At 35.8% G+C, this 20,384-nt stretch carries 22 protein-coding genes and 1 tRNA gene; 11 read left to right on the top strand and 12 right to left on the bottom strand.

All coding sequences use genetic code 11. The annotated features are described in order from the left end of the window. Positions 1 to 24: 24 nt before the first annotated feature. Positions 25 to 1,725 carry a single-stranded-DNA-specific exonuclease RecJ gene (gene recJ, locus G5B32_RS05250; RefSeq protein ID WP_165290495.1) on the bottom strand — a complete coding sequence of 567 codons (1,701 nt, stop codon included), beginning with the start codon at positions 1,723 to 1,725 and terminating at the stop codon, positions 25 to 27. A 116-nt stretch (positions 1,726 to 1,841) separates the two neighbouring features. Here recJ and G5B32_RS05245 point away from each other — a divergent pair, with 116 nt between their 5' ends. From G5B32_RS05245 to G5B32_RS05235, 3 genes are read left to right on the top strand one after another with little or no spacing between them, the layout of a single operon-like run. Continuing rightward, positions 1,842 to 2,624, top strand: coding sequence for an MBL fold metallo-hydrolase (locus G5B32_RS05245; RefSeq protein WP_165290494.1), 783 nt, complete (start codon positions 1,842 to 1,844; stop codon positions 2,622 to 2,624). 55 nt (positions 2,625 to 2,679) lie between these two features. After that, positions 2,680 to 3,159: a cation:proton antiporter regulatory subunit gene (locus G5B32_RS05240; protein WP_165290493.1), complete on the top strand. Its 480-nt coding sequence runs from the start codon at positions 2,680 to 2,682 to the stop codon at positions 3,157 to 3,159. A gap of 3 nt (positions 3,160 to 3,162) precedes the next feature. Continuing rightward, complete coding sequence (locus G5B32_RS05235; RefSeq protein WP_165290492.1) at positions 3,163 to 4,467, top strand: cation:proton antiporter; 1,305 nt, start codon at positions 3,163 to 3,165, stop codon at positions 4,465 to 4,467. Here G5B32_RS05235 and G5B32_RS05230 read toward each other — a convergent pair. Further along, on the bottom strand, positions 4,464 to 4,778 hold the full coding sequence (locus tag G5B32_RS05230) for a metal-sulfur cluster assembly factor (RefSeq protein ID WP_394354875.1): 315 nt from the start codon (positions 4,776 to 4,778) through the stop codon (positions 4,464 to 4,466). The two genes, G5B32_RS05235 and G5B32_RS05230, sit on opposite strands and share 4 nt — an antisense overlap. Before the next feature lie 22 nt (positions 4,779 to 4,800). Beyond that, entirely contained in the window at positions 4,801 to 5,961 is a 1,161-nt protein-coding gene (locus G5B32_RS05225; RefSeq protein ID WP_165290490.1) for a glycosyltransferase family 4 protein, read from the bottom strand. 89 nt (positions 5,962 to 6,050) lie between these two features. On the opposite strand from G5B32_RS05225, the gene G5B32_RS05220 reads away from it, so the two are divergent. Both G5B32_RS05220 and G5B32_RS05215 read left to right on the top strand, forming a co-directional pair. Next, positions 6,051 to 7,049 (top strand): polyprenyl synthetase family protein, encoded by a 999-nt coding sequence (locus G5B32_RS05220; protein WP_223815309.1) that lies wholly within the window; start codon positions 6,051 to 6,053, stop codon positions 7,047 to 7,049. A gap of 76 nt (positions 7,050 to 7,125) precedes the next feature. Next, entirely contained in the window at positions 7,126 to 7,917 is a 792-nt protein-coding gene (locus tag G5B32_RS05215; RefSeq protein ID WP_165290489.1) for an amidohydrolase, read from the top strand. A 48-nt stretch (positions 7,918 to 7,965) separates the two neighbouring features. On the opposite strand, the gene G5B32_RS05210 is transcribed toward G5B32_RS05215, so the two are convergent. Further along, positions 7,966 to 8,343, bottom strand: a complete 378-nt coding sequence (locus tag G5B32_RS05210; protein WP_165290488.1) for a hypothetical protein — start codon at positions 8,341 to 8,343, stop codon at positions 7,966 to 7,968. A gap of 107 nt (positions 8,344 to 8,450) precedes the next feature. Between G5B32_RS05210 and G5B32_RS05205 the strand changes: the two genes are divergently transcribed. Next, the gene (locus tag G5B32_RS05205; RefSeq protein WP_165290487.1) at positions 8,451 to 8,891 is read left to right on the top strand and encodes a MarR family winged helix-turn-helix transcriptional regulator; all 441 of its coding nucleotides are present in this window, start codon (positions 8,451 to 8,453) and stop codon (positions 8,889 to 8,891) included. Positions 8,892 to 8,932: 41 nt separating this feature from the next. On the opposite strand, the gene G5B32_RS05200 is transcribed toward G5B32_RS05205, so the two are convergent. The 5 genes from G5B32_RS05200 to G5B32_RS05180 all read right to left on the bottom strand — a co-directional run bounded on the left by G5B32_RS05200 (position 8,933) and on the right by G5B32_RS05180 (position 15,719). Further along, on the bottom strand, positions 8,933 to 10,492 hold the full coding sequence (locus tag G5B32_RS05200; RefSeq protein WP_165290486.1) for an FMN-binding glutamate synthase family protein: 1,560 nt from the start codon (positions 10,490 to 10,492) through the stop codon (positions 8,933 to 8,935). A 125-nt stretch (positions 10,493 to 10,617) separates the two neighbouring features. Beyond that, on the bottom strand, positions 10,618 to 11,385 hold the full coding sequence (locus G5B32_RS05195; protein ID WP_165290485.1) for a Rossmann-like and DUF2520 domain-containing protein: 768 nt from the start codon (positions 11,383 to 11,385) through the stop codon (positions 10,618 to 10,620). A 1-nt stretch (position 11,386) separates the two neighbouring features. Then, on the bottom strand, positions 11,387 to 13,861 hold the full coding sequence (locus G5B32_RS05190; protein ID WP_165290484.1) for a heme lyase CcmF/NrfE family subunit: 2,475 nt from the start codon (positions 13,859 to 13,861) through the stop codon (positions 11,387 to 11,389). 26 nt (positions 13,862 to 13,887) lie between these two features. Beyond that, positions 13,888 to 14,292 (bottom strand): cytochrome c maturation protein CcmE, encoded by a 405-nt coding sequence (locus tag G5B32_RS05185; protein WP_165290483.1) that lies wholly within the window; start codon positions 14,290 to 14,292, stop codon positions 13,888 to 13,890. 176 nt (positions 14,293 to 14,468) lie between these two features. Then, a complete protein-coding gene (locus G5B32_RS05180; protein WP_165290482.1) occupies positions 14,469 to 15,719 on the bottom strand; it encodes a dicarboxylate/amino acid:cation symporter in 1,251 nt (416 codons plus the stop codon). A gap of 42 nt (positions 15,720 to 15,761) precedes the next feature. Between G5B32_RS05180 and mnmD the strand changes: the two genes are divergently transcribed. The 4 genes from mnmD to G5B32_RS17440 all read left to right on the top strand — a co-directional run bounded on the left by mnmD (position 15,762) and on the right by G5B32_RS17440 (position 17,020). After that, positions 15,762 to 16,448: a tRNA (5-methylaminomethyl-2-thiouridine)(34)-methyltransferase MnmD gene (gene mnmD, locus G5B32_RS05175; RefSeq protein ID WP_317166087.1), complete on the top strand. Its 687-nt coding sequence runs from the start codon at positions 15,762 to 15,764 to the stop codon at positions 16,446 to 16,448. A 98-nt stretch (positions 16,449 to 16,546) separates the two neighbouring features. Further along, a complete protein-coding gene (locus G5B32_RS05170; RefSeq protein WP_165290481.1) occupies positions 16,547 to 16,717 on the top strand; it encodes a hypothetical protein in 171 nt (56 codons plus the stop codon). Then, positions 16,717 to 16,905 (top strand): lipocalin family protein, encoded by a 189-nt coding sequence (locus tag G5B32_RS17630; protein WP_165290520.1) that lies wholly within the window; start codon positions 16,717 to 16,719, stop codon positions 16,903 to 16,905. Before G5B32_RS05170 ends, G5B32_RS17630 begins: the two co-directional genes overlap by 1 nt. Further along, complete coding sequence (locus tag G5B32_RS17440) at positions 16,895 to 17,020, top strand: hypothetical protein (RefSeq protein WP_262886425.1); 126 nt, start codon at positions 16,895 to 16,897, stop codon at positions 17,018 to 17,020. The genes G5B32_RS17630 and G5B32_RS17440 overlap by 11 nt, the downstream gene beginning before the upstream one ends. Before the next feature lie 56 nt (positions 17,021 to 17,076). On the opposite strand, the gene G5B32_RS05160 is transcribed toward G5B32_RS17440, so the two are convergent. The 3 genes from G5B32_RS05160 to G5B32_RS05150 are packed head-to-tail and all read right to left on the bottom strand — an operon-like array spanning position 17,077 to position 20,128. Beyond that, positions 17,077 to 17,577 (bottom strand): peptidylprolyl isomerase, encoded by a 501-nt coding sequence (locus tag G5B32_RS05160; RefSeq protein ID WP_165290480.1) that lies wholly within the window; start codon positions 17,575 to 17,577, stop codon positions 17,077 to 17,079. Positions 17,578 to 17,612: 35 nt separating this feature from the next. Beyond that, a complete protein-coding gene (locus G5B32_RS05155; protein ID WP_165290479.1) occupies positions 17,613 to 19,616 on the bottom strand; it encodes a thioredoxin domain-containing protein in 2,004 nt (667 codons plus the stop codon). Positions 19,617 to 19,636: 20 nt separating this feature from the next. Continuing rightward, positions 19,637 to 20,128, bottom strand: a complete 492-nt coding sequence (locus tag G5B32_RS05150; RefSeq protein WP_165290478.1) for a SixA phosphatase family protein — start codon at positions 20,126 to 20,128, stop codon at positions 19,637 to 19,639. Between the two features lie 78 nt (positions 20,129 to 20,206). Between G5B32_RS05150 and G5B32_RS05145 the strand changes: the two genes are divergently transcribed. Next, positions 20,207 to 20,293 (top strand) — tRNA-Ser (locus G5B32_RS05145). The last annotated feature ends 91 nt before the right edge of the window (positions 20,294 to 20,384 follow it).

Raw genomic sequence — 20,384 nt, 5'->3', positions numbered from 1 at the left:
TATTTCAGCTATTGCAAATATATTTTAATATCGTATTGCTTTAATATTTAATTGTAAATTCTTTTTCCCTCTCCAGTTGTTTTCCTCAATCGTATAACAAATATCGAATGGATTTTGTCGTTGAATATGGTCCAAATGTTCTGCCAATCCAAAAGCTATACATTCAAAACTAGCTGAACCATCTTGAACAATTGTAAGCTTCAAATGATTATTTCCAACTATGTATGCTGATCCAATGATACGCACATTACGGGACATAAAAACTGGAGCTTCATTCTGTGGGCCAAAAGGCTCGAATTGTTTTAGAATACGATACAGCTTACTGTCAATATCTTTTAGTGCTATCTCAAGATCGATGCTTACTTCTTGTTGCAACATTTCGGGCTTAATGGTTTTTTCCACTACAGCTTCAAATTTTTGTTGAAACAAGCTGATATTCTCCTCACGCATAGTCAGACCAGCAGCATATTTGTGCCCACCAAATTGTTCGAGCAAATCGCTGCATTCACTTAGTGCTTCATATAAATCAAATCCTAGTACCGAACGTGCGGAACCTGCGATATGCCCATTCGTTTGAGTCAAAATAACAGTAGGGCGGTAATATTTTTCTGTCAGACGAGAAGCCACGATGCCAATAACACCTTTGTGCCAATCTGCTTTGTAGAGAACTGTTGATTTTCGAAGCTGATTTTCTGAAGATGATTCTATTAAGGATAAAGCCTCTTGCGTAATAGTCAAATCAAAATCTTTACGCACGTTATTCTGATCATCCACAGCACTTGAAAAGTTTTTAGCTTCTTCCTCTGACTTTGAAATTAATAATTTAACAGCATCTTTTGCATGTTCGATACGTCCGGCAGCATTGATACGAGGACCAATCTGAAAAACAATATCGTTGACAGTAAATGTACGTGTACGATTAGAAGATAAGTCTATTAAAGCTTTGAAACCTACAGAAGGATTGCTGTTTAATTTTTTAAGACCAAAATGAGTTAAGGTGCGATTTTCTCCTGTAATAGGAACGATATCTGATGCAATACTTACTGCCACCAAATCCAAATATTGATAGGCAGATTCCATATCCATATTGTTTTTGATGATAAAAGCTTGAATAATCTTGAAGCCTATACCACATCCTGAAAGTTCTTTGTAGGGATACGCACAATCTATGCGTTTTGGGTCTAATACAGCTATCGCATTTGGAATAGTTTCTCCCGGTAAGTGGTGGTCTCCAATGATAAAATCAATGCCTTTGCTATTCGCATAATTAACCTTATCAATGGCTTTGATGCCACAATCTAACGCGATAATAAGAGAAAAACCATTTTCGGCGGCGTAGTCTATCCCCTGAGTTGAAATGCCATAGCCCTCCGAGTAGCGATCCGGAATATAAAATTCAATACGAGAATGAAATGTTCGGAAAAAACTATATACAACAGAAACCGCCGTCGTGCCATCCACATCGTAATCTCCGTAGATTAAGATTTTCTCCTTATTGCCTATTGCTCTTTCGATGCGTGATATGGCAACATCCATATCTTTCATCAAAAAAGGATCATGTAAATGATCCAAGGAAGGTCTAAAGAAATACTTAGCTTGTTCGTAGGTCTCGATTTCTCGACTTACCAAAAGATTTGCAACGATGTCGTTGACACCTAGTTCTGATTTTAAATGACTAACTTTGTTGCTATTACTTTTTGGTTTTAGGACCCACCTTTTTTGCATATCTTTGCGCAGTATTTGTATGTAAATATACATTTTATAGGTGTAGTAACCTAATACTCGCAGTCGATAATTAATTTAGGATTTCCTAACTATCATATTTACAATAATATAAAAGAATGATTCAAGCGTATTCTTTATTCGAAGGTTCCTTCTCTGTTGATGCCACTAAAAAATTTGTTCCTTTTGATCCTTTGAAAGACGATCCCAAAAGTCGTCCAGGCTCTTTGTTTGTTCATGTTCACCCATTTTTGATTGAATCGAGCAATGGTTTAATTCTTTGTGATGCAGGATTAGGATTTCGAACAGAAGATGATGAGTTGTTGATACATCATAATATTCGTAAATTGGGATTTGAACCAGAAGACGTGAAGTATGTTTTGATGTCACATTTGCACAAAGATCATACAGGTGGTTTGGTAGATTTCAAGAATGGTGTAGGACGCGTGGCATTTCCAGAAGCGGAATATATTATTCAGCGAGGTGAATGGGAAAATGCATATTCGTCTGAATCTCCGTCTTATCGTACGGAAGTTTTTGATGTGATTCAACGTAGTGGAAATCTAAACTTGGTTGAAGGTGATGGTGTGGTGAATTATGAAATTCGCTATGAGGTAAATGGCGGTCATACCGAATTTCACCAAGCATTTCATATCGAGACTGGTGGTGAGCATTTCTTCTTTGGTGGGGATGTGTTGCCGGAGCCAGAGGAGCTTTTCAAGAATTTCATTGCGAAATATGATTTTGATGGAAGAGCATCCCGTGACAAGCGTAAGGAATATTGGCAGCAAGGTGCACCAGAGGGATGGATTTATTTATTTTACCATGGCAAATCTTTGGCTATGGGACTACCAAAATTAAAAGACGATGGCACATATATGTTAGTTGATCCTAATAAATAGGCCATTTTTATTATATTTGAATAAATCAATTGTTATAAACTCATAACATATTACTATGTCAGTAGTTAGAGAAAGTGATCTTATTGGTATTGGTAAAAAGTTTCAGATCGAAACAGAAGCTGGTGACAATATGGTCGTAGTTATTCATGACGATGGTCGTCGTGAATTGTACCGTCATGATGACGAAGATAATGAGACACGTTGTGTGATGACATTATCTGATGAGGAATCCCGTCAAGTGGCTGGAATAATTGGTGGCTTGTCTTATAAGCCTAAAGCTTTGGAAACTATTGAAGTTGCTTTGGACGATCTGCGTATTGAGTGGTACAAAGTAGAGGCTTCAAACGATGGTGTAAATAAAAGCATAGGGGAGTTGGGCGTTCGCCAAAAAACAGGCGCTTCTATTATTGCTGCCATCAAAGATTCAGAAACAAAAATCAATCCCGGTCCGGATTATGTTATTGAGCCAGGGGATACTTTGGTGATTGCCGGAAAAGCTAAACATATTAAGTTACTAAAAGAATTACTCGTATAATCTATGTCGCATATTATAATTTTAGAAATAGGAATTGCCATTTTATTGGTCGCAAGCGTAGGTTTGCTCGCTAATAAATTACGTTTTTCTGTAATTCCATTTTTTATCATTATAGGTATGTTGTTAGGCAATAAAGAATACCCCGGATTTATTGCTGATTTACTTTCTCAAATTAATAATCCCAATCTTACAGCTTCTATAGATCAAATTTGGTCTTTCTTTACTTTCACAGAAAGTAAGCCTTTTATTGAATTTATGGGAAGATTGGGCGTTTTATTCCTGCTCTTTTATTTGGGGCTGGAATTTTCTGTCAGTCGACTCATCAAATCTGGTAAATCCATAGTGACAGGAGGAACGTTGTATGTTCTGCTAAATTTTGTTTCTGGTTTGCTAATTGGTTGGTTGATGGATTTGCCATTCAAAGAATTGATGGTATTGTGTGGTTTGATGACCAGTTCTTCTACCGCTATTGTTGCTAAAGTGTTAACCGATCTGAAACGTACAGCAAATGCCGAGACCGAGGTCATTATGGGTATGATTATGTTTGATGATTTGTTCATTGCTATGCACATTTCCTTTTTGTCAGGGCTTATATTGACTGGTGGAACTTCTTTTTGGTCTGTATTAGGTACATCGCTGCTCGCATTAGGTTTTATTCTTACTTTCTTGATTTTCGGACGTAAGCTCGTTCCTTTTATAGATAGGATTTTACAGGACAAATCTTCGGAATTGTTTATTCTAATCATCTTCAGCTTACTGTTTGTGATAGCGGGTTTCTCTGAAACAATCCATGTGGCCGAAGCAATTGGTGCGTTAATGGCAGGATTAGTATTTGCCGATTCTAAATATTTGAAGAAAATTGAAGGAATGGTTTTGCCTTATAAAGACTTCTTTGGAGCCATGTTTTTCTTTAGCTTTGGATTATCTATTGATATATATTCCTTAGGAGGAGCCGTAGGTTGGGCAGCTATTGCAGCGGTTGTTACAGTAATTGGAAATGTGGCTTCTGGATATTTTGCTGCTCATTTTTCAGGAATGAAGCAAAGAACCTCATTTGATATTGGCTTTACGCTTTCTGCGAGAGGGGAGTTTTCTATTATTATGGCCAATATAGGTAAAGCTGGAGGTTTATTACCTGTATTGCAATCCTTCGTGGTTGTTTACGTGTTGATTCTATCCATTGTTTCGCCTTTATTAACTAAGGAATCAAGAAATATTTGGAATGCGTTGTTTGGTAAAGAACAGAAAGCTCCCAAACCGAAAAAGACTTTAGCGGAATTGGAAGCTTCAGTTAAGGAGCCAGATTAAAGGAATCCTAATTCCAGTTTCGCTTCCTCACTCATCATATCTTTGTTCCAAGGTGGATCAAAGGTAAGTTCTACTAATGCTTCATTCACACCTTCGATTCCAGCGACTTTGCGTTGTACTTCATCCATGATGTCTCCTGCTACAGGACAGCCAGGTGCTGTTAAAGTCATGACAACTTTCGCTATTCCACCTTCTTTGGTTATGATTTCATATACCAATCCCAGATCTATAATATTTGCAGGTTTCAATTCAGGATCGTATACCGTTTCTAGCACCTCTCTGATTTTTGGTGCTAAACCCAAATGATCTATAATAATGATACTATTCATAGTTCTAATTTTCGTTAATTACTTCGCTATAAATTGCTTGTAGCGATTCTATATTTTTATTGAGCTGATACTTGCTTTCGTATTCTTTTAGACAATTAGTGTTTAAGATTTGTTTACTTTTTAGTGAAAGGCTTACATATTTATCTAAAGCCTGAATTAAGCTTTCTGCATTTCCCGCTTCAAAATGAAAACCTGTATCTCCATCTTTGATCATTTCTGCTAAGGCTCCAATCTTACTACTAATAACAGGAGTGCCCAAAGCAAATGCTTCTAAGACTGTCATGGGCATTCCTTCAAACCAAATTGAAGGAACAATCAAAGCGTGACTGGATGCCAACGCCTTATTTAAAGTTTGTTTTTGTTGAAAACCTTTGTATTCAATGTTTGAATGGAGATTGGCAATTTTCTTTACTTTTTCTACTAAAGGTCCGTCGCCATAAATATCAAGCTTGTATGCTGGTTTTTGGATAAATGCTTCGAGTAATGTTTCTATGCCTTTTTCAACAGAAAGCCTACCTATATAAACAAAATGAGTACTTCGTGATTCATGAATAATATCAGGTCTTTCTATAGCATTAACTTTTATAGCAAGTTGATTTTGTCGGATTTTTTTCGAAGATTGAAGAGTCAAATCTTTCATAAAAGAAGAAAATACCAAATATTTATCCACCATATGCCAAGTTCCTAACTTATGGTGTAAATAATAAGTAAAAGCAACCCAAAATGTCTTGAATAGCGAATTATCCAATGTTTTAAGTCTTATGGATTTCCATGGAAACTCTTTGTTAATCGTTTCCAAAAAGATTTTATTATTTACGAATAAAGTTGCTGACGGATCTAACAGGCGGTAATTATGTAAAGTTTGGATAGTTTTGAACTTAGCTTGATGCAATTTTCGAAAAACTAACGGACCAATAGCATAATGTGTATTGTGAATATGAACAATATCCGCTTTAATTTCCTCTGCTTTCTGCACAATTTTAGCAGCGGCAAAGACATTCCAAGGATATAATGCAAATTGTTTTAAGCCAGCGAGCCCTTTTTTATTCTGAAAAGTTATAGTCTCCACCAGGTGGTTTTTACGCAAAGCTTCGACTTCCTGCGCGAAGACTACATCTTCACCTCCTTTGTGCTGATAATAATTATGGACTATTAATATTCGCATTAAATACCTTTTCTACAAATATACTATTAATACAAAAGGCAATTTACAAGGAATTGTAAAAGCGTTAAAAAATATATATGTATCTTCGTATGAATATTCACGTACTACATATGTTTGGAAATCCGTACTATGCTGAGAAAATCAGTGATGCATTAGAAAATATACAATTACCTGAATCACCGAATAATCTTTACGAACCAATTCATTATATATTGTCCCTTTCTGGAAAACGTATTCGTCCTCAATTGGTATTTATGGGCGCTAGTTTATTTGGATACAAGGATTGGGGTAAAGTACTTCCTGCTTCAATAGCTATAGAATACTTTCACAATTTTTCATTGATGCATGATGATATCATGGATAAGGCGCCTTTGCGAAGAGGAAAGCAAACCGTGCATCAAAAGTGGAATGAAAATGTTGCTATTCTTTCTGGAGATGCCTTATTAGTCAAATCTTACGAAGAACTATCTAAATGTCCAGCTTTTGCCGTGTCTGAATTATTAAAAACTTTCAATCGTGTAGCATTGGAAGTGTGTGAAGGTCAGCAACATGATATGGATTTTGAACTACGTAACGATGTGTCAGAGTCCGAATACATCAATATGATCCGTTTAAAAACTTCGGTTTTATTGGGTGGAGCACTGGAATTAGGTGCGATTATTGCAGGTGCTAATGCGGAAAATAGACAAAAGCTTTATGATTTTGGCGTAAATCTCGGCATTGCTTTTCAGTTGCAAGATGACATCTTGGACACTTTTGGAAACCCGGAAACTTTTGGAAAGCAGGTAGGAGGTGATATTATTGTCAATAAAAAAACGATCTTACATATTTTGCTCAAAAAATCCTTAAGTATTGAGGATCAGATTGAATTTGATAAGATATTAGCTTTAAGTGAAGAAAACGCTGAAGAGAAAGTAAGTCGAATGAAAATTTTATATCAAAAATATAAAATATTTGATCTTGCTAATACGTTAAAAAATGGATATTCATCTAAATCATTAGATAGTTTAAATGCTATTGACATTTTGGAAGAAAATAAACAAGACTTAGTAATTTTATCTAATAATTTATTGAATCGCAATAAATAAAGGTCTATAAATTATATTTTTTGTTTAATTTTAGTATATTAGGACATATAAAATTCAAAGAAGGAAGTACCTATTAATGGAACCTATAAAAATTACCATATTTCAAGCTTATCTTTTCTGGGAAAACGTAGAAAAAAACCTTCAAAATCTAAGCTTGCGTCTATCATCATTACGAGAAAAAACGGATTTGATCATTTTACCAGAAATGTTCAATACTGGTTTTACTACAAATGTGGAAAAATGTGCGGAAGCGATGGATGGAATGACGATGAGATGGTTGTACGAGACAGCAAAAAAGTTCGAATGTGTGGTCGCAGGTACATTGATTATTCAAGAAAATGGCAATTATTACAATCGTTTTGTATGGATGTCTGCTGATGGTAGTTACGTACATTATGATAAGCGTCATTTATTTGGAATGAGCAAAGAGAATCAACCTTCGGAGAAGGATTTTTTCACAGCAGGCAAGTCAAGAATCATGTTGCAATTAAAAGGATGGAAAATCTGTCCCATGATTTGTTATGATTTGCGTTTCCCTGTTTGGTCAAGAAATGCCGAAAATGGTTATGATTTATTGGTGTATACTGCTAGCTGGCCAGATAAACGTTCATCACATTGGCGTGCATTAATTCCTGCTCGAGCAATAGAAAATCAAGCATATGTGATCGGCGTAAATAGGGTAGGTCATGATGGTAATGAAGTCTATTATTCTGGAGGTTCGATGTGTATTTCGCCGCTTGGAGATGTGGTTTATTACAAACCTGAAGATGAGGATTTGTACACATTCACGCTTAATCCACAGGATTTGCAAAAAGCAAGAGAAAATTTTCCTTTCTTACAAGATGGCGATAAATTCAGCATTTTATAATGCTATTGTACTATAACAAAAATGCTCATAAAATATTATGAGCATTTTTTATTTATAAGGTCTATCTAAAATGGCTGATTGAATGACAGCCTGTCTTAAATCAAATTCAACATCTGATTTTTCTTGTTCTACCTCTTGAATGCGTTTGAGTGGAATAGGCTTTTCAATTTTGCTTTGTCGTCTTCTTTCTTGAGCGGCTATGACTTCAGCAGGTAATTCTGGCGCATAAACACTTTTTATTTTTTGTTTTTTTTCTTCTTTGTGCTTAACTTTCTCTAACGGCTGTTTATACGTTTCTACAGGAACTGTTTGCGGACGTACGTTGGGACGACGAGATTTTGATTTCTCGACTTCCTTCTGGAAATTTCGGTATATATTATATATAACGAACCCGACGGATATTAGTACAACAATGAAATTTTCCATAGTCTAAATATATTAAATATTAAAGATTTAATTTGAAAATGATAAAAATTTGCAAAATTCATAAAATCTTCTTTAATTGCATAAGCAACCTAAATTATTACTAGATAATGAATGATTCGTTAATACTATCAGATGAATTTTATTCCTTCCTAACAGGAAAAGTTTCGACAGCTATTTCGCGTCGACTGCAGCGTAATTTGAAGCTGGGTAAGTTGAACATCACTTCTGAACAATGGACTATTCTATATCATCTGTGGCAGGAAGAAGGTTTAACACAGCAAGAGCTTGCAAATTTGACTTTCAGAGATAAACCCAGTATCACGCGCTTAATAAACAATCTGGAGAAGATGTCGTTAGTTATTCGGGTAAATGATAAACAAGATCGTCGCTCAAATTTAATTTATCTGACGAAAGAAGGAAGAAAATTGAAAGAAGAAGGTATGAAGCAATCCGCGATTACACTAAATGAAGCACTTGAGGGGTTGGATTTGGAAGAACTACGAGCTGCGCAGCATATTTTAGATAAGGTATTTCATAATATAAAATAAACCAAAAAGGTCGACTAAGTAGTCGACCTTTTTGGTTTATTTTAATCATCCAAGAATTCTTCTTTCTGAAAAGTATTTTCTTTTTTATTGTATTTTCCGGTGTTCTTGAAGTATATATCGTGGAAACTTAAAGTCGTCACAGCATCCACTTTTCTGTAGAATTTTTCTGCCCGAATTTCATCAACAGTTTTGAAACCACATGCTTCCATGATTTCTACTGTAGCGCGTAGTGTGTTACGATGGAATTGTGCTACACGCACATGTTTATCTGCGACATCAAGACCTTTGTATAAGTGTGGCTTTTGTGTTGCGACACCTACAGGACATACGTCTTCATTACATTTTAGGGCTTGTATACAACCTAATGCGAACATCATTCCGCGCGCACTATAACATGCATCAGCACCTAAAGCTAAAGCTTTCATTAAATCAAAACCTGTTACAATACGGCTAGAGGCGATTAATTTAATGTGTTTTTTCAAACCATAATTAATCAATGTTGTCGTAACAAAAGTTAATGCATCATATAGTGGCATACCGATATTATCGGTAAATTCTAATGGGGCAGCACCAGTACCACCTTCCGAACCATCGATAGAGATGAAATCTGGGTAGATTTGCGTATTCTGCATTGCATTACAGATTTCGATAAATTCCTGCTTATCGCCAATACAAATTTTAAAACCAACGGGTTTATAACCAGATAATTCACGTAATTTTTGGATAAAATACATCATCTCCATGGGATTAGAGAACGCACTGTGCGCTGGGGGAGACATGACATCTGTTCCTGGGATCACGTGACGAATAGCTGCAACTTCGGGTGTGTTTTTAGCCGCTGGAAGAATACCTCCATGCCCTGGTTTTGCACCTTGAGAAATCTTAAGCTCAATCATTTTGACATAAGGTCTATTTGATTTTTCAGCGTATAATTCTCCATCAAAATATCCGTTCTCATCACGACATCCGAAATAGCCCGTACCAATTTGCCAAATCAAATCACCACCATTGATGTGGTAATCACTGATACCTCCTTCACCTGTGTTATGCGCAAATTTTTGTAGAGCAGCTCCTTTATTCAAAGCGGTAATTGCTGTTTTACTCAATGCGCCATAACTCATCGCGGAGATATTGAATATACTTAAACTATAAGGCTGTTTACAGGCGCTATTACCTACCATCGTACGTAGATCGTGGTTCTCAATATGTGTTGGAAAGATGGAGTGTGCTACCCATTCGTTACCTACCGCTTGTGGGTCTGATTGCATACCAAAAGCAACGGTTTCACGTTGATTCTTCGCACGTTGATATACAATTGAGCGTTGTCTTCTGTTGAATGGTCTACCATCAGTATCCGATTCCCAAAAGTATTGTCTTAATTCTGGTCTAAACGATTCGAAGAAATAACGAAAAGCTCCTACTAAAGGATAATTTCTAAGAATAGCGTGATGTGTCTGTATGCTATGATATACAGCTACTATCAGAAGCGGAATAGGGATAATTAATAACCAAAACCATCTTGGAGTGAATATAAGACCAAAAGAAATGATGATAAGGTTTATTACGATGATAGATATAAGAATTAGTTTTCTAACTGCCATGATTTAATCTGAAGTTATATTATATACTAATATTAGTTGCTTTTGTTTTTAACTAAGCAAAATTAGTAAGTAATTTCAGTATTAAGATACAGTACAGAACTTTTACCTTTTTCGTAAATAAAAGACTAATTGTGATACCTTTTAATAATAAAATCTGTCAAAACTTGATATATTTCCCTTTCCGTAGGGTATTGACTTAAGAATTGTAAATGCTTATTAATGACTTCATAATCCCCTCTGCGAGCTGGACCTGTTTGGGTTTGGTTAGGATCATGATTTTGTACTTTTGATGCAGTCTCTGAAATTATAGGTTTCAATAATTCGAAGTCCAAATTTTCGCGATCCATAATTTTTTTTGCTAGTGAAAATAGCGCATTACTAAAGTTATTGGCGACTACAGCGGAAAGGTGTAAGGCCAGTCTTTGTTTTGAAGTACAAGCAAATGTTTTAGGAGCAATATCTTTTATAAGTTTGAATAGTTTGTCAAAAACTTGTGTAGTATTTCCTTCTATTCCGAATGGAATTAATGAAAGGTCTGTTGCTATGTTTTTATTAATACTTTGCGGAGGATAAATTACACCATGATTGGTGAATTTGCTTAGCACATTGATGTCGGTCGCACCCGAAGTATGTACTACAATGCCTTCTAAATCTGCAGGTAATTGTTGCACTACTTCCTCAATTGCGCTATCTGAAACCGCAATAACATAAAGATCTGCCTCGTTGTCGACTTCCTTGAGCTCTATTAAAGCTGTGCCTGAAACAACATTAGCCAATGCTTGAGCATTGGCTAATGAAAGGCTATATACTTGTGAAATAGTATTATTTGTAGCGTATAAAGCATTTGCTAAATGCGTAGCGATATTTCCACTTCCAATAATTACTATATTCATCTTAATCTTCGATTTGAACTTTTGATTTACCTTCTTTGATACGTCTTACAATGGCCATGATAAAACCAATAGTCATGATTATTGTACCAGCCCAAAAGAAATTGATGTAAGGGAATTTTATCGCCTTGAACACAATCCATTTTTTCTCAGGTAGTGGTTTTTGATAAACCATGATTTCTAATTTATCCTTATCAGGGATAATATTAGTAAATCGGAATTTCAACCCTTGCTCAGTTACATCCTTATTAAAGTCATAAGCATTACCATCTTTCAATAAGAATATAGGTTCTGTTTTGTATTCTTTTTGATCAGCAGCAATAACTTTGATTTTCAAGCCTACGATAACATCAGTTGGTTGTAACGGTATGTTCTCTAGTTTAGCTTGTTTGTTAACACCTTCGATTACAAATACACCATTTCTGTAGCGTAATGTATCGCCGATATTCACTTGATAGGTTGCTGGTTCATCGTATTCCTCAAAACCTGTTTTGTCTTCTTCTTTGATTTTAGTCAAAGGAGCTTGAGAATCAGCAGCTGCAGCTGTGATCAACGTGTAAATATCGTGTGTAATATAGTGACGTGTATCTGGTGTTCCGATCAAACCACCCATATCTGGATTATTCTGCGCAAAAGGACTTAAAGTAAAGGACTCTTTTACTTTACCAGATTCTTCATCAATCTTTTCGTATTTGATGTGATAAAAAACATTCGGTGCAGAAATGCTATCTCCTGTGTACGTAATTCGGTATTCGCCCATTTGTACAGGTTCGCCTTCTGTTAAGAATAAGTTTTCTCCTGGATCAGTGAATTTGTCACCTTCTTTACCGAAGTTTTTAACGCCGATATATCCGCTTTGATTTACAGAAATTACTTCATTTGTCGCTGCAGCAACCAAAGCACCGATTACTAGGAAACCGAAACCAATATGTGAAACAGCAGAGCCTGTAAGTTTCCATTTGCCTTTAATAGCATCTCCTAAAATACGTACATTAGATACGATACAGAATATACCTGTAAACATGATCAAAATGTACATTACATTCGTGTAGGTTTTGGTCAAGTAAATTGCACCAGCTGCTAAAGCTAAAGACACGATTAAGGAAGCTATTGTAGAAGCCCAGAATTTCTTGCCATCAGTACGTTTATATTTTAAGAATTGTGCGATAGCCGTCAATAACAAAATCACAACTGCAAAAGCCCCTTGCCATTTATTATAATGCGCGATAGGGTCGATTGGAGGAGCTACTTTTGTGTCGAATAATGCATTGAATACTGGTATAGAAGTAGTTGCAATCATTTGGACACAAGCAACTGTCAGTACTAAAGCACCAATAAACAACCAGAATTCTCTGGAGTAAATCTCTTCTTCTTTTTGTGTCGATGGCAATTCTTTTCTTCTCCAAACCATCAATCCAATCATAATTCCTAAGAATACCAAGTTGAAAATAATCAACTGACCTGACATACCTAGACTGGTGAAGGAGTGGACTGAAGTCTCACCCAAAATACCTGAACGTGTCAAATATGAAGCATAGATCACCAAGACAAAACTTACTAACGATAGTAGAGTCGCAGTAAAGTACCCATGGCCTGAATATTTATAGGCCAAAATAACGTGAACTGCTGCAATTAGTGTAAACCAAGGGATGATAGAAACATTTTCAACAGGATCCCAAGCCCAAAAACCACCAAAGTTCAATGCTTCATACGCCCAGAAAGATCCCATTATAATACCGGCACCCAAAATCATTACAGCAAACAATGCCCATGGCAAACCTTTAACTGTCCATTCTTTAAAACGTCGTGTCCACAATCCCGCCGCTGCATAAGCAAAAGGAACAATCATAGAAGCAAATCCTAAGAATAAAGTAGGAGGGTGGATAACCATCCAATAGTTTTGCAATAACGCATTCAAACCTTTGCCGTCTATCATGGATAGATAGTTTGGATCTTTGAAAATCGGTGCATCCATTGCATCGCGCAACAAAATAAATGGCGAGCTACCAATACGGCTGCCAAAAACTTCAACACCAATTAGCATACTTGCCAAGAAAGTTTGACACAACATCACAAAGGTCATCACAGGGGATTCCCAAGTTTTTGCAGTGAAAAGCAATACTGTACTGATAATGACTTGCCAGAACATCCATAGCCAGAAACTACCTTCTTGTCCTTCCCAAAAGGAGGAAATAATATAATGTGTAGGTAATGAAGTATCCGAATGTGACCATACGTAATAGTACTCAAACATATGATTGTATATCATGTAGAACAATAATGAGCCAATTGTAACTACAGAGATAGCATTTAGAATAAAGCCAATACGACCCATCATTTTCCATGATTTCTCATCCGGTTTTTTGGTCGCAAAAAAGTAACTTATAAAGGAAAGTAACGCCGCTCCAAATGATAAAATCACAAAAAACTGGCCTATCTTACCGGGTAATAGGTGTTCACCTACGTAATTGATATCCATTGAATAGAATTGCTAAAAAAATATGATTAAATCGAAGCACTAGTAGCTTCTTTCACTTCCATTTCGTCTTTATTGTATTTTGAAGGACATTTCATCAGGATTTTAGTAGCGTGAAATGTGTCGCCTTCCATCTTACCAGTCAAAACTATCTGTTCTGAGCGTTCAATATCTTGAGGTTTTGAACCATTGAAAACAACTTTACACTCTGTACCGTCATTGTCGTACATATAAAATGAAAAGTGGTTAGCATCTTTTACTGGGTCATAATGCAAATCCTTCTCTTTATTCAACACGCCTACTACATACAATTCAGTTTTCTTTTCTTTTGCTTCAGAAAAAGTTGAATACGTACTTGAATCCGTATAGATAACCAAAATCATAGCAATCGCAATTGCAATGATAACAATCAGAATGATTGAACTTTTTTTCATACTAAAATTTCACTTAACCAAATGCAAAATTACGAAAAGCTTCATGAAAGAATGAATTTAGCAAGTTAAGCTATTTATTTAGAATCGTTCTTAATAATGTTTTGGTTTTATAAGTTCTTAGTTATTTGCGCTTTATCTTTATTGAGGATAATAAAAATAATATTCAATAAGCAATTTTACATTTCTGTGGAGGTTTCTAGCTCTGTTTCATTAGAAAAGATTTTTTCTCCCGAAAATTTGGTGACCAACATGGCTGCTACTGTATCTCCTGTAGCATTGAGTATTGTCGCTAGGGGATCTACTAATGCTCCGATAATCATAATAGCAGGGACAGCTTCATTTGGAATACCATAGATGGAGATCATAAGCATTTCCCCGATAAAACCACCATTCGGAATTCCGCCCGCAACCATACTTACCAATAAAGTGATTCCCACAGCAGTAATCAATGTTGTAGGCTCGAAAAAGTTCCAGTCCAGAATAGCGAAGGCTACATATATTTTCAGAATGGACGAAATGGAAGATCCGTTTTTATAAAGCGTGTTTCCTAAAGGAATAACTACAGAGGCGATATAATTAGGAATTCCCATTTTTTTTGCTGCGAGTAAGTTTGCGGGTAATGTTGCCAAACTGCTACAGGTACTTACAGCGGTTAATGAAGGTGTAATATTAAAGCGCCAGTAATTTTTTATTCCTGACTTTCCATTACCTATAAAAGAATAAAGCGAGTAAATAACGAAAAAGAATACGGTTCCAAATATGTAATAAAAAGCTAGAGGCTTAGCATAGAAGCCAAATAATTCGGGACCTAATGTCTGTACTTGATAAGCAAAATAGGCGCCTAAGCCGATGGGGCCAAGCTTCATGATGATAGTCAATAGGTTTTGCATGACTTCATTTCCAGCAAGAAGAAAGTTTAGAAAAGGTTTTCCTACTTCACCGCTTTTGCGAACAGAAATACCAATTAGAAAAGAAAAAATAACAAAGGCTAAAATATTTTGACGCGACAAAAGATTAACAAATTCACCCACACTAACAAAACGGACAATTTTATCTCCCCAACTGTCTTCTGGATTGGTACTGATGGTTTCCGAAATGGCAGAAGCATCTTTGATGGCTGTCACCGGAAAAGCCCATAAACCGACAATTGTCAGTACGGCAGCAATCGCAATGGTCACTACAAACACAGATGTCATGACGCCTAGGATTTTTCCGAGTTTTCCATTGCTTTCAATGTTTGCAATGGCGGATGAAATAGCAAAAAATAATAAAGGTATTACAGCGACAAAAAGTAAGTTTAGAAAAATATCACCTATAGGCTTAATGTATTCAACCACATTCGGAAGGAACAAACCGATCAAACTACCGATAGTTATCCCAATTAAAAGAAGAATGATGCTGCTGTAATTCTTTAGAATAGTTTTCATGTAGAGATTATCTAAGGCTAAAATAGTTTTTTTGTTTTAAATTTGACACAAAAATTATGGATTATGGATTTTGTGACGACAGGCGATGGCTCCAAAACGATTTTTAATGCTCAAATAGGTGAAAATTATCATTCTAAACATGGTGCTTTGAAAGAAAGTAAGCATGTTTTTCTAAAAACTGGATTACAATTTTATTTAGAAAAGGAAAATATAAAAGAGGCTTCTATTTTAGAAATTGGATTTGGTACAGGCTTGAATTTTATATTGACGGCAGATTATTGTGCTGCTGAAAATATAAAATTGGATTATTGTGGTATTGAAGCTTATCCATTGGACAAAGCAGTAATTGAAAATATTGGATATAACGAATATGTGTCTTCAGAAATTTGGGATGCGTATTGTGAACAGTATGACAAAGCATTGAAAAATGATGTTATTATAAATGAATCTATCCACTTACAAATAGCGCATACTAAAGTTTTGGAATTTGCATCGACAAAGTTGTTTGATGTGATTTATTTTGATGCTTTCGCTGCGATTCACCAGCCGGAAATGTGGTCTGATGAGACATTAGCTCATGTAACTAGTTTCTTAAAGCCTGGAGGAGTATTTGTTACTTATGCGATTACAGGAAACCTAAAAAGAAGTATGAAAGCCCTTGGATTCTCCATCGAAAAAGCGCCTGGAGCTCCTGGAAAAAGAGAAATGCTGCGAGCGTTAAAATTGTAGTGTATTACTTACAAAGATGAATAATTGGATAATAATTAATCTTAATTAAATTGTAAGTGTATATTTTTATGTGATAATATTTTAACTTAAAATTTCGCATGAACGCTAAAGCCCTTATTTTCTTTTTTGCATCTTTCACCTTCATTGTAGGATGTGATAAGAACGATTACAATTCTCCTGATTCAGAGACGATTCAAAAAGCTAACATAATAGGTACTTGGGAATCACTATTGGAGAAATATGAATTATTCGATGCTAGGGGAAATTAATTGATTCAGACATCATCAATTATACGGCTGCGGAGGAAAAGCAAACTTATGTTTTTAAAGCAGATAAAACTGGCTCTTTAAGATCGTTTGAAGATGGAGAATGGACTACTGAGAATTTTACCTATTCTGTAGCAGGAAAAATTTTAACAATCTCATTTAAAGGGGGGTTACGAAGGAATGAGTTTTGAATTCGAAATGGAATTTGAATATCTCATTAAGAATAATAAGCTGTATTTAATTTTTGAGGGAGAGTCCGATGAAGATGGTATAGAAAGAGCTACTTTGGAATTAATAAAAAAATAATATGAAACATAAAAAGCGAGCCATTTGGCTTGCTTTTTATGTTTCACTTGCAAAAATTAGTGACCTTGAGTACCGTCGATACCGTGCGCATGTCCATGAGACAATTCTTCTTGAGTAGCAGGACGTACGTTTAATACTTCGATTTCGAAGCTTAAAGTTTTACCAGCCATTGGGTGGTTCAAGTCAGCAACAACAGCTTCTGGAGTAACATCTACTACTACTGCGCGGAATTGATTTCCTTGATTATCTTGTAATGGTAATACTTCACCTAATGGAGGTAAACCAGTTTCTTTGAACATATCAGCAGGTAATTGAGCGATAGCTCTGTCATCTCTTTCGCCGTAAGCATCAGCAGCAGCTAAATCAAAAGATGTTTTGTCACCTTCGTTTAATCCTGCGATGTTTTCTTCGAATTTAGGTAACATCATACCTACACCATATAAGAATGTTAAAGGATTTTCTGTAGTCGTTTGTTCAACAAATGTTTTTTCACCGTTTTCTTCGATTGTGTGAAGAATGTAATTCAACGTTACAACGTTGTTGTTTTCTATTGCCATTTTGTAATTGTTATGAGATGCTATCCATCTCGTTTTTATTTGATTAATTCTAATAAGTGTGTAATCGACGATTGCGGAAGACTACAGGTATTGTTACGACAAAGGTATGCTTTTGACTCCAATTGTTCTTTATTTATTAACAAAGGAAGTGTACTTTTTGTTCCTCCCAGAACAATCTTATTAGGAATATAAGTTTGTCTATCCAACTCTTTGCGCCATTCTAAAGCATTTTCTCCTGTCAATGCGATTTCGTTGGTTCCATAATGGTGTTCCAATAATTGTATCGCCCAATTCGAATAAGCCGAGCCATAGCTCTTAATATAGGGAAATACATTGGCAAATACTTGATCTGCAATTGCGGTAAAGTCTTCTTGATCTAATAGCAAGCCTAATTTATAAAGTTGACGCACTATCGTTGACGAGGAAGCAGGAATCACATTGTCCATGATTTCACTTTTACGGGCAATCAGCTCTTCTGCATTAGAAGCTGTATAGTAAAAAGTTTTTGTAGCGGCATCATAAAATAATTCTATCGCTTTATTAGCCAGGTCTTTTGCTTTATATACCCAGCTTTCATCAAAAGTCGCTTCATAAAGGGAAATATAAGCTTCAATAGTGAATGCATAATCGTCCAAAAATCCTTCTATCCTACGATTGGAATCTTCTGGTTGATGAAGTAACTCATTATTGTTTTGGGTACAATAGTTTTGAATAAATTGTGCAATATTTAAGGCTAAGTCTAAATGTTCTTGATCTCCAAATACCTTATATGCATCTACCAAACCTTTCAGCAATAACGAATTCCAAGTGGTCAGTTGCTTGTGATCTAACCCTGGACGCACGCGATTACTGCGATAAACTAATAATTTGGATTTAATCTCTTGAAGATAGTTGTCCCATTCTTCTGTTGTGAATCCTGCTTCTTCAATTAAATTATAGTTTGCAGTATCAACAAAAGGAATATTGATTTGTTCTTCGGACCAATTTCCGTTTGGGGTTATATTATAATAAGCTATTGCCAAATCGGCGTCTTCACCCAAAATATCAAACTCATTATACTCGAAAGTGTAGAATTTACCTTCCACTCCTTCACTATCGGCATCAAGAGCAGAATAAAATCCTCCGTTATCGGCTAGCATTTCTCGTTTTGCCCATGCAATTGTTTCGAAAACTACATTTTTATAAATCGGATTAGGTTTTTGTTGATATGCTTCACTATACAGACTGATTAACTGTCCATTGTCATAGAGCATTTTCTCAAAATGCGGAACGTGCCATTTACCATCAACAGAATAGCGTGCGAAACCGCCTCCTATGTGGTCGTAGATGCCTCCATTTGCTATTTTTTCGAGTGTAAAATGGACGTGATTAAGCGTTTCTTCATCATTAGCTAATACCGCATATCGAAGGAAAAATAACCAATTGTTGGGAAGAGGAAATTTAGGTGCTCGTCGATAACCACCATCGCGAAGGTCAAACTGTTCTTTCCAAGGCAATACAATGGATTTTATATCCTGTAAAGTATATTCTTCCGGAATAGGAGCGATAGGTAATTTTTCGGCTTTATTAATCCCTGCTGTTAAGCGTTCTGCATAATCAATGGCAGTTTCGGGCGTTTCTTCCCACATTTGTGCAATTTGTAATAATACATTTTGCCAATCTTGTGGCTTGAAATACGTGCCTCCATATATTGGTCTTCCGTCAGGCAAACAAATAACATTCAAAGGCCAACCACCTGCATTTGTCATTAATTGTACCGCAATCATATAGATTTGGTCAATATCAGGTCTTTCTTCTCTATCGATTTTTATCGAGACATAGAATTTATTCATGGTTTGGGCAATAGCTTCGTTTTCAAAACTTTCGCGTTCCATGACATGGCACCAGTGACAGGCAGAATATCCAATACTTATGATGATAAGCTTATTTTCTTCTTTAGCTTTGGTGAGTGCTTCTTTTCCCCAAGGAAACCAATACACGGGATTATGTGCATGCTGTTTAAGATATGGAGAATTTTCGTTTTGAAGTTTGTTTGCCATATATACGAAGGTACAGAAATTTATTCTGTAATAACACCCTCAAGTTGGCAGGTACTACCCGAAACTTCGCTGAAATTAAAACCTTCTGGTAAAATTATTTTGGCAGCATGGGACGTTTTAAGATCTATATAAGAATTACACAGGTAATTCGTTAAATCCGACAAGCCAGGATTATGTCCAAAAATAAAAACTGTATTGGCTTTATTGTCGACTTTGTTAATCACCTTTAGAATTTCGGTGTAGTAAGCCTCGTAGATGCTACTTTCCTGCTGAATCTCACTCTTGGAATACTCCACTATTTCCCCAAATACTTCTGCAGTTTGTAACGCTCGGTTAGCACTAGAACTTACAATTAAGATTTCCTCCTTAGAAAGTTGCTTTTTAATCTTTTGTGCCACGATCTGACTTCTGTTTATTCCTTTCTCCACCAGATTCCGTTCATAATCTCTCTTTAGAAAGGAGTGATCTTCTGCTTTTCCATGACGAATTAGATATAATATTTTATTTGACATATCTTAAAGATAAGATATTTAAAAAATAAAATTGAATAATCCCTTTTAGATATGCAGCTTTTGTTTATTTTTGCCGACAGAGAGGTGTCCGAGTGGTTGAAGGAGCTACCCTGGAAAGGTAGTATACGGGCAACCGTATCGAGGGTTCGAATCCCTTCCTCTCTGCGTCTGAAAGGTCCAATCGAAAGATTGGACTTTTTGATTTTTATCATCTAAATAACAATTATCTTTATGGGGTAGAATTAGGGGAATATAT

The sequence above is a fragment of the Sphingobacterium sp. SGL-16 genome (assembly GCF_011043515.1).
Taxonomy (GTDB): domain Bacteria; phylum Bacteroidota; class Bacteroidia; order Sphingobacteriales; family Sphingobacteriaceae; genus Sphingobacterium; species Sphingobacterium litopenaei.
The sequence above is the reverse complement of the archived record's forward strand: the minus strand, read 5'-3'. Positions and strand labels throughout refer to the sequence as shown.

Excerpts from the sequence above, each read along its gene's own strand:
- G5B32_RS05200 (WP_165290486.1), bottom strand. The coding sequence starts at position 10,492 with ATGGCAGTTAGAAAACTAATTCTTATATCTATCATCGTAATAAACCTT.
- G5B32_RS05170 (WP_165290481.1), top strand. The coding sequence starts at position 16,547 with ATGAACGCTAAAGCCCTTATTTTCTTTTTTGCATCTTTCACCTTCATT.
- G5B32_RS05185 (WP_165290483.1), bottom strand. The coding sequence starts at position 14,292 with ATGAAAAAAAGTTCAATCATTCTGATTGTTATCATTGCAATTGCGATT.
- G5B32_RS05215 (WP_165290489.1), top strand. The coding sequence starts at position 7,126 with ATGGAACCTATAAAAATTACCATATTTCAAGCTTATCTTTTCTGGGAA.
- G5B32_RS05205 (WP_165290487.1), top strand. The coding sequence starts at position 8,451 with ATGAATGATTCGTTAATACTATCAGATGAATTTTATTCCTTCCTAACA.
- G5B32_RS17440 (WP_262886425.1), top strand. The coding sequence starts at position 16,895 with ATGAGTTTTGAATTCGAAATGGAATTTGAATATCTCATTAAGAATAAT.
- G5B32_RS05225 (WP_165290490.1), bottom strand. The coding sequence starts at position 5,961 with ATGCGAATATTAATAGTCCATAATTATTATCAGCACAAAGGAGGTGAA.
- G5B32_RS05190 (WP_165290484.1), bottom strand. The coding sequence starts at position 13,861 with ATGGATATCAATTACGTAGGTGAACACCTATTACCCGGTAAGATAGGC.
- G5B32_RS05245 (WP_165290494.1), top strand. The coding sequence starts at position 1,842 with ATGATTCAAGCGTATTCTTTATTCGAAGGTTCCTTCTCTGTTGATGCC.
- G5B32_RS05240 (WP_165290493.1), top strand. The coding sequence starts at position 2,680 with ATGTCAGTAGTTAGAGAAAGTGATCTTATTGGTATTGGTAAAAAGTTT.
- G5B32_RS05155 (WP_165290479.1), bottom strand. The coding sequence starts at position 19,616 with ATGGCAAACAAACTTCAAAACGAAAATTCTCCATATCTTAAACAGCAT.
- G5B32_RS05210 (WP_165290488.1), bottom strand. The coding sequence starts at position 8,343 with ATGGAAAATTTCATTGTTGTACTAATATCCGTCGGGTTCGTTATATAT.
- G5B32_RS05150 (WP_165290478.1), bottom strand. The coding sequence starts at position 20,128 with ATGTCAAATAAAATATTATATCTAATTCGTCATGGAAAAGCAGAAGAT.
- G5B32_RS05160 (WP_165290480.1), bottom strand. The coding sequence starts at position 17,577 with ATGGCAATAGAAAACAACAACGTTGTAACGTTGAATTACATTCTTCAC.
- G5B32_RS05220 (WP_223815309.1), top strand. The coding sequence starts at position 6,051 with ATGAATATTCACGTACTACATATGTTTGGAAATCCGTACTATGCTGAG.
- G5B32_RS05180 (WP_165290482.1), bottom strand. The coding sequence starts at position 15,719 with ATGAAAACTATTCTAAAGAATTACAGCAGCATCATTCTTCTTTTAATT.
- recJ (WP_165290495.1), bottom strand. The coding sequence starts at position 1,725 with ATGCAAAAAAGGTGGGTCCTAAAACCAAAAAGTAATAGCAACAAAGTT.
- G5B32_RS05235 (WP_165290492.1), top strand. The coding sequence starts at position 3,163 with ATGTCGCATATTATAATTTTAGAAATAGGAATTGCCATTTTATTGGTC.
- G5B32_RS05195 (WP_165290485.1), bottom strand. The coding sequence starts at position 11,385 with ATGAATATAGTAATTATTGGAAGTGGAAATATCGCTACGCATTTAGCA.